At 72.0% G+C, this 15,086-nt stretch carries 14 protein-coding genes and 2 pseudogenes; 5 read left to right on the top strand and 11 right to left on the bottom strand.

Annotation, left to right across the window (positions count from 1 at the left end):
- The first annotated feature begins 168 nt into the window (after positions 1-168).
- Both ABD262_RS14200 and ABD262_RS14195 read left to right on the top strand, forming a co-directional pair.
- On the top strand, positions 169-2,082 hold the full coding sequence (locus tag ABD262_RS14200; protein WP_344137376.1) for a GTP-binding protein: 1,914 nt from the start codon (positions 169-171) through the stop codon (positions 2,080-2,082).
- A 117-nt stretch (positions 2,083-2,199) separates the two neighbouring features.
- Positions 2,200-2,886 carry a DedA family protein gene (locus ABD262_RS14195; protein WP_344137373.1) on the top strand — a complete coding sequence of 229 codons (687 nt, stop codon included), beginning with the start codon at positions 2,200-2,202 and terminating at the stop codon, positions 2,884-2,886.
- 70 nt (positions 2,887-2,956) lie between these two features.
- Here ABD262_RS14195 and ABD262_RS14190 read toward each other — a convergent pair whose 3' ends face one another.
- From ABD262_RS14190 to ABD262_RS14150, 9 genes are all read right to left on the bottom strand, one after another.
- The gene (locus ABD262_RS14190) at positions 2,957-4,480 is read right to left on the bottom strand and encodes a multicopper oxidase family protein (RefSeq protein ID WP_344137371.1); all 1,524 of its coding nucleotides are present in this window, start codon (positions 4,478-4,480) and stop codon (positions 2,957-2,959) included.
- On the bottom strand, positions 4,446-4,928 hold the full coding sequence (locus ABD262_RS14185; RefSeq protein ID WP_344137368.1) for a COX15/CtaA family protein: 483 nt from the start codon (positions 4,926-4,928) through the stop codon (positions 4,446-4,448). Before ABD262_RS14185 ends, ABD262_RS14190 begins: the two co-directional genes overlap by 35 nt.
- A 163-nt stretch (positions 4,929-5,091) precedes the next feature.
- Entirely contained in the window at positions 5,092-5,718 is a 627-nt protein-coding gene (locus tag ABD262_RS14180; protein ID WP_344137365.1) for a response regulator, read from the bottom strand.
- On the bottom strand, positions 5,715-6,941 hold the full coding sequence (locus ABD262_RS14175; protein ID WP_344137362.1) for a sensor histidine kinase: 1,227 nt from the start codon (positions 6,939-6,941) through the stop codon (positions 5,715-5,717). The genes ABD262_RS14180 and ABD262_RS14175 overlap by 4 nt, the downstream gene beginning before the upstream one ends.
- Before the next feature lie 7 nt (positions 6,942-6,948).
- Positions 6,949-7,758, bottom strand: coding sequence for an ABC transporter permease (locus ABD262_RS14170; protein WP_344137359.1), 810 nt, complete (start codon positions 7,756-7,758; stop codon positions 6,949-6,951).
- A complete protein-coding gene (locus tag ABD262_RS14165; RefSeq protein ID WP_344137356.1) occupies positions 7,755-8,648 on the bottom strand; it encodes an ABC transporter ATP-binding protein in 894 nt (297 codons plus the stop codon). The genes ABD262_RS14170 and ABD262_RS14165 overlap by 4 nt, the downstream gene beginning before the upstream one ends.
- A gap of 98 nt (positions 8,649-8,746) precedes the next feature.
- Positions 8,747-9,478 carry a LemA family protein gene (locus ABD262_RS14160; RefSeq protein WP_344137353.1) on the bottom strand — a complete coding sequence of 244 codons (732 nt, stop codon included), beginning with the start codon at positions 9,476-9,478 and terminating at the stop codon, positions 8,747-8,749.
- Between the two features lie 62 nt (positions 9,479-9,540).
- Complete coding sequence (pyrE, locus tag ABD262_RS14155) at positions 9,541-10,095, bottom strand: orotate phosphoribosyltransferase (protein WP_344137350.1); 555 nt, start codon at positions 10,093-10,095, stop codon at positions 9,541-9,543.
- Positions 10,096-10,141: 46 nt separating this feature from the next.
- Complete coding sequence (locus ABD262_RS14150; protein ID WP_344137347.1) at positions 10,142-10,909, bottom strand: SDR family NAD(P)-dependent oxidoreductase; 768 nt, start codon at positions 10,907-10,909, stop codon at positions 10,142-10,144.
- A gap of 37 nt (positions 10,910-10,946) precedes the next feature.
- On the opposite strand from ABD262_RS14150, the gene ABD262_RS14145 reads away from it, so the two are divergent.
- The 3 genes and pseudogenes from ABD262_RS14145 to ABD262_RS19670 all read left to right on the top strand — a co-directional run.
- Positions 10,947-11,732, top strand: a complete 786-nt coding sequence (locus tag ABD262_RS14145) for an exodeoxyribonuclease III (protein WP_344137344.1) — start codon at positions 10,947-10,949, stop codon at positions 11,730-11,732.
- 44 nt (positions 11,733-11,776) lie between these two features.
- A pseudogene (locus ABD262_RS19675) lies at positions 11,777-12,286 on the top strand (alpha/beta hydrolase); the annotation flags it as partial.
- 100 nt (positions 12,287-12,386) lie between these two features.
- Positions 12,387-12,638 (top strand): annotated as a pseudogene (locus ABD262_RS19670) (alpha/beta fold hydrolase); the annotation flags it as partial.
- Positions 12,639-12,705: 67 nt separating this feature from the next.
- Here ABD262_RS19670 and ABD262_RS14130 read toward each other — a convergent pair.
- Together ABD262_RS14130 and ABD262_RS14125 are read right to left on the bottom strand one after the other, a co-directional pair.
- Positions 12,706-14,346 (bottom strand): MFS transporter, encoded by a 1,641-nt coding sequence (locus ABD262_RS14130; protein WP_344137338.1) that lies wholly within the window; start codon positions 14,344-14,346, stop codon positions 12,706-12,708.
- A 22-nt stretch (positions 14,347-14,368) separates the two neighbouring features.
- The gene (locus ABD262_RS14125) at positions 14,369-15,067 is read right to left on the bottom strand and encodes an LppX_LprAFG lipoprotein (protein WP_344137335.1); all 699 of its coding nucleotides are present in this window, start codon (positions 15,065-15,067) and stop codon (positions 14,369-14,371) included.
- Between the last annotated feature and the right edge of the window lie 19 nt (positions 15,068-15,086).

Here is a 15,086-nt window from a genome sequence, read left to right as displayed (position 1 = left end):
TCGGCCCTTTGCGACCGGTAAAACCGGTTGCCCCGGTCGCCCCGGCTCTGTTGCCATGAAGGGGCCCCAGCTGCCGACCGCCGGCACTGCCCACGAGAGGAACCCGACCAATGCGAGCAGCTTTCACGTCCCGCCAGGTACCCACCTACCGAATGGATGTGAAAGCCAGTGCGAGCTGGAAGCAGGAGAACCCTCAGCCTGGGGATCGTCGCGCACGTTGATGCCGGCAAGACCAGCCTGACCGAGCGAGTCCTCTACGAGGCCGGGGTGCTCGACCACCCCGGCAGTGTCGACGCCGGCGACACGCAGACCGACAGCATGGCGCTGGAGCGCCAGCGCGGCATCACGATCCGCTCGGCGGTCGTCTCCTTCGACTGGCGGGCGACGACCGTCAACCTCATCGACACCCCCGGGCACTCCGACTTCATCGCCGAGGTCGAGCGCGCCCTGACCGTGCTCGACGCAGCGGTGCTCGTCGTGTCAGCGGTCGAGGGGGTCCAGGCGCAGACCCTGGTGCTGATGCGCGCCCTCCAGCGCCTCGGCCTGCCCGTCGTCGTGTTCGTGAACAAGGTCGACCGGTCCGGGGCCGACCCCGACGGGGTGCTCGGCGAGATCGGCACCCGGCTCAGCCCGGAGGCCTTCGCCCTGGGCCAGGTGAGCGACGCGGGCACCCGCGACGCGGCATACCTGCCGTTCGAGGTGGGGGCGACCGAGCTCGGCGAGCTGCGCGCCAGGGTGCGCGGCGCGACCGGCCACCCGGTGCTCTTCGGGTCCGCGATCACCGGTGCGGGCGTGACCCAGCTGCTCGACACCCTCGCGACCCTGCTTCCGGGCGTCACCCCCGAGGGCACCGGCCCGCCCAGTGGCACCGTCTTCAAGGTCGACCGGGCCGAGGGTGGACGGACCGTCCTGGCGCGTGTGCGCTCGGGGTCGCTGCGCGTGCGCGACCGCGTCGAGCTCGACGGCCGGGCGGCGGAGAAGGTCACCGGCCTGAGGCTCTTCGACCGGGGCCGGCTGGTCACGGTGGACCAGGTGCCGGCCGGCCGGATCGCCGCCGTGACGGGCTGGTCGTCGGCCCGGATCGGCGACCGGTTCGGCGCCCTGCCGGCCCAGTGCGGGGAGGCCGAGCAGTTCTCGCGGCCGACCTTGGAGACGGTGGTCGACCCGGTGCGGCCGGACGACGTGGTGCCGATGTACGCCGCACTCACCGAGCTGGCCGACCAGGACCCGCTCATCGACCTGCGCCGCGACGACGGCAGGCGCGAGATCGCCGTGTCGCTGTACGGCGAGGTGCAGAAGGAGGTCATCGCGGCGGTGCTGGCGCAGGAGTACGGCGTCGAGGTGACCTTCCGCCCGACGACGAGTATCTGCGTCGAGCGGGTGGTCGCCCCTGGTGCGGCCGTCCAGCTCATCGCCACCGCCCCCAACCCGTTCCTCGCGACGGTGGGCCTGCGGGTGGAGCCGCTCCCCGTCGGGGCCGGCCACGAGTTCGCCCTGGAGATCGAGCTCGGGTCGATGCCGCCCGCGTTCTTCACGGCCGTGCGGGAGGGGGTGGACGCGACGCTCGAGGAGGGCGTGCACGGCTGGCCCGTCCCCGACGCCCGGGTCGTGATGACCCACTCCGGCTACTTCCCGCGGCAGAGCCACGCGCACGCGACGTTCGACAAGGCGATGTCGAGCACCGCCCAGGACTTCCGCAGCCTGACCCGACTCGTGCTGGCGCAGGCCCTGGTGCGTGCGGGCACCGTCGTGGGCGCGCCGGTGCACCGGTTCGAGCTCGAGGTGCCCGAGGACACGCTCGGCTCGGTGCTGGGCGAGCTGTCGCGGCACCATGCCGTGCCGCTCGAGACCACCCTGCGCGGTCGGTCGGCCGTGCTGGTCGGGGAGGTGCCCGCCGACGCGGTCCACGGCGTGCAGCAGCGGATCCCGCACCTGACGCGGGGTGAGGGCGTGTTCACGTCGGGGCTGGACCACTACGCACCGATGACGGGCCCACCGGTCGATCGCAGCCGGGCCCAGCCCGACCCCTTCGCGCAGATCGGCGACTGGACGCGCATCCAACGCAGCTGGCCCGCTGGCTAGCCGGGGTGGTGTGCCCGGGACGTGCTCCCCGGCCCGTCTCGGGCGCACGACCCGTTCTCAGCATCCGCACAGGCGAGGATTGGGGGGCCGGCGCGCACACGGCATACCCTTTTCCCCATGCACTCACTCAGCACCAACTGGATGGACCCCCAGTGGCTCCTCGACCACTTCGGATCGCAGTTCTTCTGGGTGAGCGTGACCATCGTGTTCATCGAGTGCGGGCTGCTCTTCCCGATCCTGCCGGGTGACTCGCTGCTCTTCGCCATCGGGCTGTTCATCAGCACCGGCGACTTCTCGATGAACCTCGTCGTCGCCCTGCTGGTGCTGAGCGTCGCGGCGTTCGCCGGCAACGTCGTCGGCTACGAGATCGGTCGCGCCGTGGGTCGGCCGCTCTACGACCGGGACGGCCGCTTCCTCAAGAAGAAGTACTTCGACCAGAGCCACGAGTTCTTCGAGAAGCACGGCGCCAAGGCCCTGGTCATCGGCCGCTTCGTGCCGATCGTGCGCACCTTCATCACCGTGGTCGCCGGCGTGAGCCGGATGGAGCGGCGGCACTTCTTCGTGTGGTCGGGCGTGGGCGCCGTCCTCTGGGTCTGGGCGATCACGCTGCTGGGCTACTTCCTGGGCAACTCGTTCCCCGCCCTGAAGGACCACCTCGAGCTGGCCATCATGGCCATCGTGGCCGTGTCGGTCATCCCCATGGTCGTGGAGGTGATCCGGGTGCGTCGTGGACGGACCCCGATCGAGGTGGTCGTCGAGGAGACCGGCGAGGCCGTCGAGGACCTGCGCGACGACCGCGTCTGACCGACCCGAGCCGCCGACCCGAGCCGCCGACCCGGGCTGCCGAGCCGGACGCGACGAGCCCGTCGCCCCTCTACTCGGGGGTGTTGGGAGTGCCCCGCCCGAGCCTGAAGTGGGTCGTCACCCCCTCGTACATCAGGTGGGCCGTCAGGCCGTCCCTGGCGTGCGGCAGGTTGTGGCAGTGGTCGAGCCATACCCCCGGGTTGTCGGCGACGAAGGCCACGTCGAACTCCTGACCGTTGAGGACCTCGAGGCTGTCCGTCCACCACGGGCTGCCGGTGGCCTTGACGCCGTCACGGGCGAGCACGACGACGTGGTGGCCGTGCAGGTGCATCGGGTGCGTCTCGCCGGAGTGGTTGTCGATGTGCACCACGGCGACATCCCCCTCGGCCACCATGAACATCGGTGCGGTCGGGAACATCCGTCCGTTCACGGTCCAGTGCACGCCCGGCCGCCCGTTCATGAAGCCCGGGCGGCGACCGATGCTGTAGGTGAACCTGCGGTCGGGGTGCGCCACGTCGAGGCCCAGCGGAGCGGGTGAGCCGTAGCTCAGGAGGTCCACCACGCCCGACGGCGCGCGGGTCGCCGGGGTCGAGCTGCCGGCTGGCCCGAGGACCAGCGCGGCCCCGCCCATCTCCACGCGCACCGCCGCGCCGGAGGCGGGGACGTGCACCCTGAGGTCGACCCGACCGCCGGCCGCCAGGGCCACCTTCTTCCCCTCGACGGGGGTGGGCTCGTTGACGTCGGTGCCGTCGACGGCCACCACCTCGAAGGCAGCGCCGCTCACCCACACCGGCATGATCCCGTTGTCGGTGTTGATGATCCGCACCCGCGCCCGGGCCCCGGCGGGGACCTCCACCGGCACGTCGCCCGCGCGTCCCTGCACCGCGCGCCGACCGGCATACAGGTGCGCCAGCCCGAGCACGTCGACGTCGCCCCCTAGGCCGGCCCGCGGGGTGACGACCACGGCGCCGAGCAGGCCCTTGATGACCTGCTCGTGCGAGACCTGGTGGGAGTGGTACCAGTAGGTCCCGACCTGCGCGGCCCGGAACCGGTAGACGTGGCGCCCCCCGACCGGGACCGCGTCCTGGGTCACGCCCGCCACCCCGTCCTCGGCGTTCGGCACGTCGATGCCGTGCCAGTGCAGCGTGGTGCCGTCGGGCACCGACTCGTTGACCAGCGTGACCTGCACGAGGTCACCCTCCCGCGCGCGGATCGTGGGGCCCGGCGTGGTGCCGTTCAGGGTGTATGCCGTGAGCGTCGGACCCCCGGGGACGGTCACCTGCTGCCGGCGCGCAGTCAGGGTCACGTCGACGTCCGGCGGACCCCGGTCGGGCTCGACCAGGGTCGTGACGTCCCGCCCGCCCGCGGCGCCGGGCCGGTGGGAGTGCGACAGCGCGACCCCGCCGGTGTCGGCGGGGCCCATCGTCATCACCGAGTAGGAGGACGGCACGAGGCTCGCCGCCCACAACCAGACCAGCGGCAGGAGCACAGCGAGGGCGGCGGCGAGCGCGACGACCAGACGGACGCGCGCCCGCCGCCTTCCCCGACCCCCCGGGTCGTCAGACGGCAACGCGCTCGGCGGACTCGCTGTCACGGCGCCTGGTCGTCGCGGTCGAGCGGGACCGGATGCCGGTCCAGGCAGCCGTGGAGAACAGCGCCAGGGCATTGATCCCGTGCAGCGCACCCAGCGCGGCGACGCTGTGGCCGAGGAGGCCGAGCGTGACCTGCACCACGACCAGGGCCAGGACGCCGAAGGCGAAGGCGATCCCCTTCGGGACCTTTGCGAAGAACGACGAGATGACCAGCAGCAGCGCCAGGCCGGGGATGACCATCATGCCGTTCATGCCGTGCAGCACGAACGCCTGGAACTCCGGGAACGGCGCCTGTCCGGACTCGAACGCGTTCTCGAACGTCGCCTTGTCGACGACCCCTCCGTCGTCGACCCACAGTCCCAGGCCGGCGTCGCCGTAGACGATGAACATCGCCTGCACCGCGACCTCGATGGCCACGAGGAAGGCGAGTACCCGGTAGACCTTGCGCATTGCGAACCCCTCTCACCCTGCGGGGGCCGTGCGGGACCCCGTCGACCATCCATGGTGACGTGCTCGGGGCGCCGAGGGCACCCATTTTCGGTACTAGCGCAGGTGCGCGGGACGAACCACCGCAAACCAGCGCAAGTCACGTGCGGCCCGCCTCCGGCGCCACTCAGAGCTCGATCTGGCCGCTCTTGTATGCCGCGGTGACGGCGGCCGTGCGGTCGGTCACGCCCAGCTTCTCGAAGGCCCTCAGGAGGTGGGTCTTCACGGTCGCCTCCCCGATGTGCAGCTCCCGGCCCACCTCGGCGTTGGACAGGCCCCTGGCCACGCACCGGAGCACCTGCGCCTCCCGGTCGGTCAGCGCCGGGACCGCGGGCGTGCGCAGCCGGCTGGCCAGCCTGGCCACGACCGGTGGAGCGAGGACGGTCTCGCCTCGGGCCGCGCGCCGGATGGCGTCGGCCAGCGTCTCCCTCGGCGCGTCCTTGAGCAGGTAGCCGTTGGCGCCGGCCTCGACGGCGCGGACGATGTCGGCGTCGGTGTCGTAGGTGGTGAGCACCAGCACCGCGGGCGCCGGAGGGCTGGCCAGCATCTTGGCCGTCGCCTCGGGGCCGTCCATGACCGGCATCCGCAGGTCCATCAGCACGACGTCCGGGGCGAGCCGCTCGGCGAGCAGCACCGCCTCGGCACCGTCGGCGGCCTCGCCCACCACCTCGAAGTCGGTGTGCTCCGACAGCATCGCCACCAGGCCCATCCGCACGACCGGGTGGTCGTCGACCACCAACAACCGCAACGTCATCGGGGCACCTCCACCCGGAGCCGCGAGCCCTTGCCGGGCGCACTGTCGACGTCGAAGCGGCCGCCCACCTCGGAGGCCCGGGCCGTCGCACCGTCGAGCCCGTAACCCCGGGCCTGCGCACCGGGCTCGAACCCGATCCCGTTGTCGGAGACCGCGAGGGCGACCGGGCCGTCAGCGGCATACGTCAGTGAGAGCTCGAACGTCGTGGCGCCGGAGTGCCGTCGCACGTTCGCCAGCCCCTCCTGGGCGGTGCGCAGGAGGACGACCTCTGAGTTCGCCGGGAGCACGACCGGCTCACCCTCCACGTGGAGCGTGCCGGTCATCCCGCTCTCGGCGGAGACCGCGTCGACCAGCCGCTGCAGGGCCTCCGACAGGGTGCGCGACTGCAGGTGGCCCGGTGTCATCTCGGCCACGATGAGCCGCGCCTCCGACAGGTTGTCGGCGGCGGTCTGCTCGATCAGCCGCAGCCGCTCGCGCACCGCAGCCAGGTCGCCGCGGTCGAGGGCGAGCTCCGTCGCGCGGGCGAGGGTGACGACCGAGGTGAACCCCTGAGCGAGCGTGTCGTGGATCTCGCGGGAGATCCGCTCGCGCTCACCGGCCACCCCCTGGGCCCGCTCGGCGGCCGCCAGCTCGTCCTGGGTGCGCTTCAGCTCGTCGATGGTGCGGGCGCGGGTGTCGGCCTCGCTGATGATGCGGTCGATGAACAGTCCCAGGGTCAGCGACAGGACGAGCATGATCACCGTGCTGATCGCGATGCCGACGAAGTCGTCGCCGGTGCGTGGTCCCTGCCACAGCCGGGCGAGCCCGATCCCGACGACGGCCAGCACCACCGTGAGGGCCGCCTTGTTGCGGGGCAGGATCGCCCAGGTCTGCGGGAAGAGGCCGAAGCTGAGGATCCACGCGGTGCCGGTGCCGTCGAGCGCCATCAGGCCGATCATCAGCCCCCACGCGACCACCAGGTAGGTGAGGCCGGCCCGCTCGTCGCGCTCGCCCATGCCCCGGCGACCCCACACGGCATACGCGGTGCCGATGGCGAGCACGCCCGCGACCCGCCAAGCGAGGTGTGGCTGGTCCTCGACCACCATCACGACGGCGGTGGTCGCGACGAGGACGGCGAACAGCCCGTGCCACCAGCGCAGCTGGCCGCGCCACATCTCGTCGAGGTCGTTCGCGGACGACCCCTGCTCCGAGCAGTCGGCCGGCCCGATGCCGTTGGCGCTCACGGCACCATCATGTCGTGCCGCGCTTGGTCCAGCGGAAGGTGCGGGCGCAGACGACCAGACCGGCGACGAGCCAGACGGCCAGCACCAGCGCGGTGCGACCGGGCTCCCACGTGCCGGCCATCTCCTGGGTCTGCCAGTCGTCGGGGAAGAAGACCGAGCGCATGCCCTGGGCGATCCACTTCAGGGGGAACAGGGACGCCACCTGCTTCAGCCACTCGGGCAGGTCGGTGAAGGCGAAGTAGACGCCCGAGATGAACTGCAGGATGAGGGTCGGCGCGATCACGATGGCGCCGACCGAGCGCGACGAGGAGGCCAGCGAGGAGAAGGCGATCCCGAGCACCGTCCCCGCCGCGACCCCCAGCAGGAACACCCACACGAAGGTCGCCCAGCGGCCCGCGTCGGTGGGCAGCTGCACCCCGAACCCGAGCTTCGCGACAGCCAGCAGGAGGGTGAACTGCGCGAGGCTGGTGAGGGCGACCAGGCCGACCTTGCCGAGGAAGTAGGCAACCGGCGGCATGGGCGTCGACCGCAGTCGCTTGAGGGTGCCGTCGTCCCGCTCGACGGCGACGCTCAGCGCCATCGTCTGGAAGCTGGTCAGCATCACCCCGGCCGCGACCATGCCCGGCAGGAAGAAGCGGGCCGCGTTCACCCCGGCCGCCTCGGCATCGCCCTGGGCGAAGCTGTCGCTGAAGATCACCGAGAACATGCTGAGCATGAGGATCGGGAAGGCGAAGGAGAAGAACACCGCCTCCTTCTCCCGGAAGTACATCTTCAGCTCGAGGACCGTGCGGTCCCAGCCGATGGCGGCGGCGTTCACGCGACGACCTCCAGCTCGGGCTCGCTGTCGTTGCCGGCGAGGTGCGGTGCGATCAGGGCGAGGTAGGTGTCCTCCAGCGACGGCCTGGTCACGGTGAGCTTGGGCACCTCGCCACCGAGCTCCGCGCCGAGGCGGGCCACGAGCTGCGTCGGCACGCTGGTCTGCTCGGTGTGCCGCACACCCGCGGCGTCCTCCCACGTCACGGTGGCCTGGGAGAGCGACCGGCCACCCAGGTTCGCCGGGGTGTCGAGGGCGAGCATCCGCCCGGCGGCGATGACGCCCACCCGGTCGGCGAGGTGCTCGGCCTCGTCGAGGTAGTGGGTGGTGAGCAGGATCGTCGTCCCGCCGTCGGCGAGAGACCCGATCAGCTCCCAGAAGTCGCGCCGGGCCTGTGGGTCGAACCCGGTCGTGGGCTCGTCGAGGAAGAGCAGCTCGGGTGTGCCGATGATGCCCAGGCCCACGTCGAGGCGCCGGCGCTGGCCACCGCTGAGCTTGCCGACCCGGTCACCGGCCTTGTCGGTGAGCCCGACGGCGGCGATCACCTCGTCGACGTCGCGCGGGGTGCGGTAGACCTTGGCGGTGCTGGCGAGGGCCTCCCGCGGGGTGAGCAGGTCCAGCCCCGTGGACGACTGGAGCACGATGCCCAGCCGGTTGCGCCAGGCCAGCCCTGCCGTCTGCGGGTCCTCGCCCAGGACCGAGACGGTGCCACCGTCGCGCTGGCGGAAGCCCTCGAGGATCTCGACGGCGGTGGTCTTGCCCGCTCCGTTGGGGCCGAGGAGGGCGAACACCTCGCCGCGCTCGATCTGCAGGTCGATTCCGTCGACGGCGGCGCGGTCGCCGTACCGCTTGCGCAGGCCGGTGACGAGGATGGGTGCGTCGGGTGCGGACATGGCTCCAGCCTCCCGCACGCGGGGCCGACGCGTCAGACCCGCGCGGTGGACCCGCCGTCCACCATCCGGTGGACCCCTCCTCCTGCCCCTGACCCTGCCTAGGGCTGGGGGGTGGAGGGAGGCGTCTCGGCCGCAGGGGTGGTCTCGGGGGTGGGCGCTGCGGCGGTCGGGGCAGGACCAGCGGCAGTCGCCTCGCCGGCCGAGGGCCCCGCGGGCGGCGCGGCTGGCGTGCCCCCGGCATACCCACTGGGCGGCGGGATGGTCGCGTCGCGCTGGCCGAAGTCGACCTTCACCGGGTCGCGCTCCTCGCCCTCGACCTCGAAGTACTCCGCGCGGCCGATGTTGAACATCCCCGCGATGATGTTGGAGGGGACGGTCTCGACCCTGGTGTTCAGCTCGCGCACGTTGGCGTTGTAGTAGCGGCGGGCCGAGGCGATCCGGTCCTCGGTGGAGGTGAGCTCCTGCTGGAGGGCGAGGAAGTTCTGGTTGGCCTTGAGGTCGGGGTAGGCCTCGGCCACGGCGATGAGCCGACCGAGCGCCTGGCTGAGCATGCCCTCGCTCTGCGCCTGCTGTGCGGGTGACTGCCCACCGGCCATCGCGGCCGAGCGCGCCTTCATGACGTCCTCGAGGGTGCCGCGCTCGTGGGCGGCGTAGCCCTTGACGGTCTCGACGAGGTTGCCGATCAGGTCGTGGCGCCGCTTGAGCTCGACGTCGATCTGGCGCCAGGCCTCCTGCACGAGGTTGCGCAGCTTGATCAGCCCGTTGTAGACGCCGACCGCCCACAGGACGACCAGGACGAGCACGACGGCGATGATGATCCAGACCCACATGAGCAAACCCCTTGTCTTGTGCGGCGCTGTCCTGGGCGGCGTCCCGCCTGCTGCAGAGCAGCCTAGGCCAGACCGAGTTCCTCGAGGTCGTAGACGTAGCGGTACTCGATCCCGGCGTCCTCGAAGCGCTGTGCCGCGCCGGTCGCCCGGTCGGCGATGGTCGCGATGGCGACGACCTCGGCCCCGGCCTCGCGGGCCGCCTCCACGGCGTCGATCGGCGAGTTGCCGGTGGTCGTGGTGTCCTCGACGACCACGACGCGACGTCCTTCGATCGAAGGGCCCTCGATGCGCTGCTGGAGCCCGTGCGCCTTGCCGGCCTTGCGCACGACGAAGGCGTCCTTGCGGTCGCCGGCAGCCGCGCTCGCGTGCAGGATCGAGGTGGCGACCGGGTCGGCACCGAGGGTCAGCCCGCCCACCGCGTCGTAGTCCAGGTCGGCGATGAGGTCACGCATCACGACCCCGACGAGGGGCGACGCCTCGCCGTCGAGGGTGATCCGCCTGAGGTCGACGTAGTAGTCGGCCTCCTTGCCGGACGACAGGGTCACGCGGCCGTGCACGATGGCCTTGTCCTTGATGATGTCGAGCAGGCGGGCGCGGGCGGCGGAGGTGTCGGTCACGGTCCGTGAGCCTACCGAGCGAGCGTTGCGGGTATGCCGCGTGGCGTCACTTCCCGGGGCGGTGGACGCTTCCGGCGCGGCGACGGACGAGCGACCGGGGCACGAAGCGCAGGCCCGCGACGATCGCCTTGTACTGGGGCGACGGCACCGAGAGGACCCGGCCCTTGGCGACGTCGTCGAGGCAGTCGCGCACCAGCCGGTCGGCGTCGAGCCACATGAAGTCGGGGATGCTCGACATGTCGACGCCGGCACGCTGGTGGAACTCGGTGTGGGTGAAGCCGGGGCAGAGCACCGTGGCCGTGACCCCGCTGCCGCGCAGCTCGGCGGCGAGCCCCTCGGTGAAGACCGTGACGTAGGACTTGTTGGCGGAGTAGGTGCCCGCGGTGATGAACGAGGCGACCGACGAGACGTTGACGATGGCTCCGTGGCCCCGCTCGCGCATCGCGTTGCCAGCTGCGTGCGACAGCACCAGGACCGCCCGGCAGAGGACGTCGAAGTTGGCTTCTTCCTCGGTGACGTCGTGGCGCAGGAACGACCCCTTCAGGGAGTAGCCCGCGTTGTTGACGAGGAGGTCGACCGGACGCGCCCGGTCGGCGACCCGCTCGGCGACCTTGCCCGTCTCGGCCCGGTCGGAGAGGTCGGCCACGAGGATCTCGGTGCCCACGCCGTACTTCGCCCGCAGCTCGTCGGAGACGTTCTCCAGGCGCGGCCGGTCGCGCGCCACGAGCACCACGTCGTGCCCGCGCTCGGCGAGGAGGTGGGCGAAGGACAGGCCGATCCCAGCCGTGGCGCCGGTGACGAGGGCAGTGCTCATGACGCCACTGTAGGCCGGTCCGCATAGGGTTGCCTGCGTGCGTATTGCCACCTGGAACGTCAACTCGATCCGCTCCCGCATCGACCGGGTGGAGGCCTGGCTGCAACGCAGCGACGTAGACATCCTGGCCCTCCAGGAGACCAAGGCCACCGACGCGCAGTTCCCGTTCGACCGGCTGGCAGCCCTCGGGTACGAGGTCGCACACCACGGCCTCAACCACTGGAACGGCGTGGCGATCGTGTCGCGGGTCGGCATCGAGGACGTGACCCCGTCGTTCGCCGACGCGCCCGCGTGGGGCGATCCGCCGGTGGTCGAGGCCAGGGCGCTGACGGCGACCTGCGGCGGCATCCGCGTCACCTCGGTCTACGTGCCCAACGGTCGCCAGATCGAGGACCCCCACATGGTCTACAAGCTCGACTGGCTGGCGCGGCTGCGCGACCGGGCCCAGCAGTCCGTCGAGGCCGGCGAGACCGCCGCGATCATGGGCGACTGGAACATCGCCCCCCAGGACGAGGACGTCTGGTCGATGGAGTACTACCTCGACAAGAGCCACGTCTCCCCCGGTGAGCGGGCCGCGTTCCAGGCGATCCTCGACACCGGGTTCGTCGACGTGGTCCGGCCGCACACCTCCGAGCCGGGCACCTTCACCTACTGGGACTACACGCGGCTGGCCTTCCAGAAGCGCCGGGGCATGCGGATCGACTTCATCCTCGGCACGCCGGCCTTCGCCGACCGGGTCATCGGGGCGGCCATCGACCGCGAGGAGCGCAAGGGCAAGGGCGCCTCCGACCACGCGCCCGTCGTGGTCCAGCTCGACGACTGAGCGCCGGGCTGCACAGCCAACTTACCGTCGGTGATACTGGCGCGATGACCTCCCGCACCTTCACCGTCGCGACCGACGACGGCACCCTGCTGCGGGTGCAGGAGCACGCCGGGGCGGACGACGACCGCCCCACCGTCGTGCTCACCCACGGCTGGACCCTCACCCGCGACTCGTGGCTCCCCGTGGTCGGTCCCCTCGTGGACGCCGGCCTGCGGGTCGTGACCTACGACCAGCGCGGGCACGGCGCGTCGAGCCCCCTGCGTGGTGAGACGTCGGTGCGGATGCTGGGCCACGACCTCGCGGCGGTCCTCGACGTCGTGGCCCCGCACGGGCCGGTCGTCCTGGGTGGGCACTCCATGGGCGGCATGACCGCGATGGCGTATGCCGGGCTGCACCCCGAGGAGTTCTGCTCCCGCGTCGTGGGCGTCGTGTTGGTGTCGACGAGCGCGGACGACCTCGAGCACCGGCTCCGGTCCGTCGAGGCCCGGGCGATGGCCGTGGCCGCCCGGCTGCCACGGATCCCGGCCGGCCGGTTCGTGACCCTCAAGGGCCAGCGCCGCCTGCTGTTCGGCGTCGACCCCGACCCCGCCCACGTCCAGCTGACCCGCGACATGGTGGCCGGGACGTCGTTGCCGACCATGGGCCGCTTCTTCGGGGCCCTCGGCGAGCACGACGAGAGCGAGGCGCTGCGCGGCGCTGCGCGGCATACCCACCCTCGTGCTCGTGGGCGACCGCGACAAGCTCACGCCGCCGCGGCACGCCCACCGACTGGCCGAGCTGGTGCCGCACGCCGAGCTGCGCGAGCTGCCCGGGCGCGGTCACATGCTGACCTACGAGGCGACCGACGAGGTGGTCGACGCGGTCCGGTCGGTGCTCGACTCGGCGGCCCAACCCGAGACGCCCTGACCCTTCGGCCTGACCCTCCAGACGGTCCTGACCCTCCGACCCTGCCGCCCGACGACCGGGTGGCCGGTCAGCCGAGCTTGGTCGTGCTCAGCGGCGGCCCGGTGGTGGCGAGCCGGTCGTCCGGCGGCCGACGGGTCAGGCCCAGGCCGACGGACCCGACGGCGCCGAGGAGCGCGGCGACCGCGGCGCCGAGGAACACCGTCTGCACCTGGACGATGCCCGCCGCCAGCAGGGCCTTGGTGTCGGTCTGGTCGGGGAGGGCGGCGACCGTGCCGTAGTAGCGGTGCAGGCCGATCGCCGTGAGCAGCGCGAGCCCGACCACCATCCCGACCATCCGGGCGACCACGACCAGCGCGGACGCGACCCCGTGGGCGTCGGCCGGCGCGTCGGCGAGGGCGGCGTTGTTGACCGGGGCCAGCGCCAGCCCGATCCCCAGCCCCACGAGGACGAGGACGACGGTGGCCATCGGGCCGTCGAGCGAACCGTCGCCCCAGCCACTCATCACGAAGAGCCCGACGGTGGCCACCAGCAGCCCGACGCCGCTGACCAGTCCGTCGCCGAACCGGCGCAGGGACCACCCGCCCAGCAACGCACCCACCGGCACCGCCAGCAGGAACCGCACGAGGACGAAGGCCGCGACCGTCTGCGAGTCGGTCAGGGTCAGGCGGGCGAGCACCGGCACGTCGACGATCACGGCGACCAGCGCGGCCCCCACCATCAGGCTCACCCCGAGCGAGGTGCGGGCCCGTCCGCGCACGACCCCACGCGCGACCAGCGGCTCGGCGGCGGTGCGGTGCCGCCAGAGGTAGAGCCCCAGCGCGACGGCGCCGACCGGCAGCAGGGCGAAGCCGAGCGGTCCGACCACCTCACGCTCGGGGTCGCTCGCGGCGAAGGTCAGCACGACGCTGCCCAGGGCCAGGCCCAGCAGCACCGCCCCCGGGAGGTCGGCCCGCTTCAGCAGACCCCACCAGTGGGGTGCGGTCACCGCCACCAGGGCGAGGACGAGCAGCAGCGCCAGCAGTCCGATCGGGGTCAGCACCCTCGACGTCGAGTCGCCGAGCGGGACGAACGGCACCCCCAGCGTGACGTCGGTCGCGAGTCGGGCCGGCGCGGCCAGCGCGAGCCCGCCGACGACCAGGGCCAGCGCGCCCAGCGCGAGGGGTATGCCGCGTGGTCGCCGCAGCGGTTGCCCTCCCACCACGGTGACGACGACGGCGAGGACCAGCCCGCCGACGGCGTTGACCCAGAAGATCATCCGCCAGTCGGCGATCGCCAGGATCGCGGCGCCGAAGACCGGCCCGAGCACGCTGCCGACCTCCTGCACCGCGCCGACCACCCCCAGCGGGGTGCCCCGGCGCTCGGCGGGCCAGAGGTCGGCGACGATGGCGAGCGTCGCGGGCACGAGGCCCCCGCCACCGATGCCCTGGAGCACCCGACCGGTCACCAGCACCGGCAGCTCGACGGCGAGGGCGGTGATGGCGGACCCCACGACGAAGATCATCAGGCAGGCCACCAGGATGCGTTGTCGCGCAACGAGATCCGCGAGTCGGCCGATGAGGGGCAGCACCGCTATGTAGCCGAGCAGGAACCCGGAGATGATCGGCGTGGCCTTCTGGAGCGCGTCGATGCCGAGGCCGACACCGGTCATCATGTCCGTCAGGGCCAGCACCACGACATAGGTGTCGGCTGCGGCGAGCGCGACCGCCACGGAGGCCGTGGCGAGCAGCGCCCTAGGGGCGGGAGATCGCAACGGGCTGCGCCAGGCTCGTGAGCCGCAGGGAGTAGGTGGAGGTCGACCCCGCGTAGAACGGACCCTTCAGCAGCACCGTGCGGAGCTGCTTCTCCTTGGTGACGCCGTAGGTCACGTCGAAGGTGCCGCTGCGGTCGCCGATGACGAACAGGTCCGCGACGGCGCTACCGGGCACCGTGCCGGTGAAGCTGCTCAGCACCTCCGACCCGTCACGGACCTGGCCACCCTTCTTGGGCGCCTGGGTCTTGCCGATGAGGCTGGTGATGCCCGTCTGCTTGTTGAACAGCTGGGCGGGGTTGGGGGCGCCGTAGGTCGCCGGGTCGATCTTGTTGTAGCCGGGCGTGAAGAACTTCATGTAGACGTCCTGCTCCACGGCGATGACGTCGACGGTGCCCGTGACCCCTGCGATGGTCGCGTTGAGGGTGCCCTTGAAGGACGGTGGGGTGAAGGCCCCGGTGCCCTTGGCGCCCGAGACACCGATGGCCTTGCTGGGCAGGCCGGTCGCCTCGAGCGTGAAGGTGACGGCCGGGCTCTTCTCGAGGTTGGTGCGCGCTGCCGCGAGCTGCTCCGCGGGCGTCCCCTCCTTGGCCGGGGCATCGCCTCCGGACGAGCACCCCACGAGGGCGAGTGCCACGACGGTGAGTGCCGGGCCGGCGGCGGCGAATCCCTTGAGGCGCATGACCCCGAGGGTAGTCGGA

The organism is Pedococcus bigeumensis (genome assembly GCF_039531795.1).
In the GTDB taxonomy this organism is placed as follows: Bacteria; Actinomycetota; Actinomycetes; order Actinomycetales; family Dermatophilaceae; genus Pedococcus; species Pedococcus bigeumensis.
This window is presented reverse-complemented; position numbering and strand designations above follow the sequence as displayed.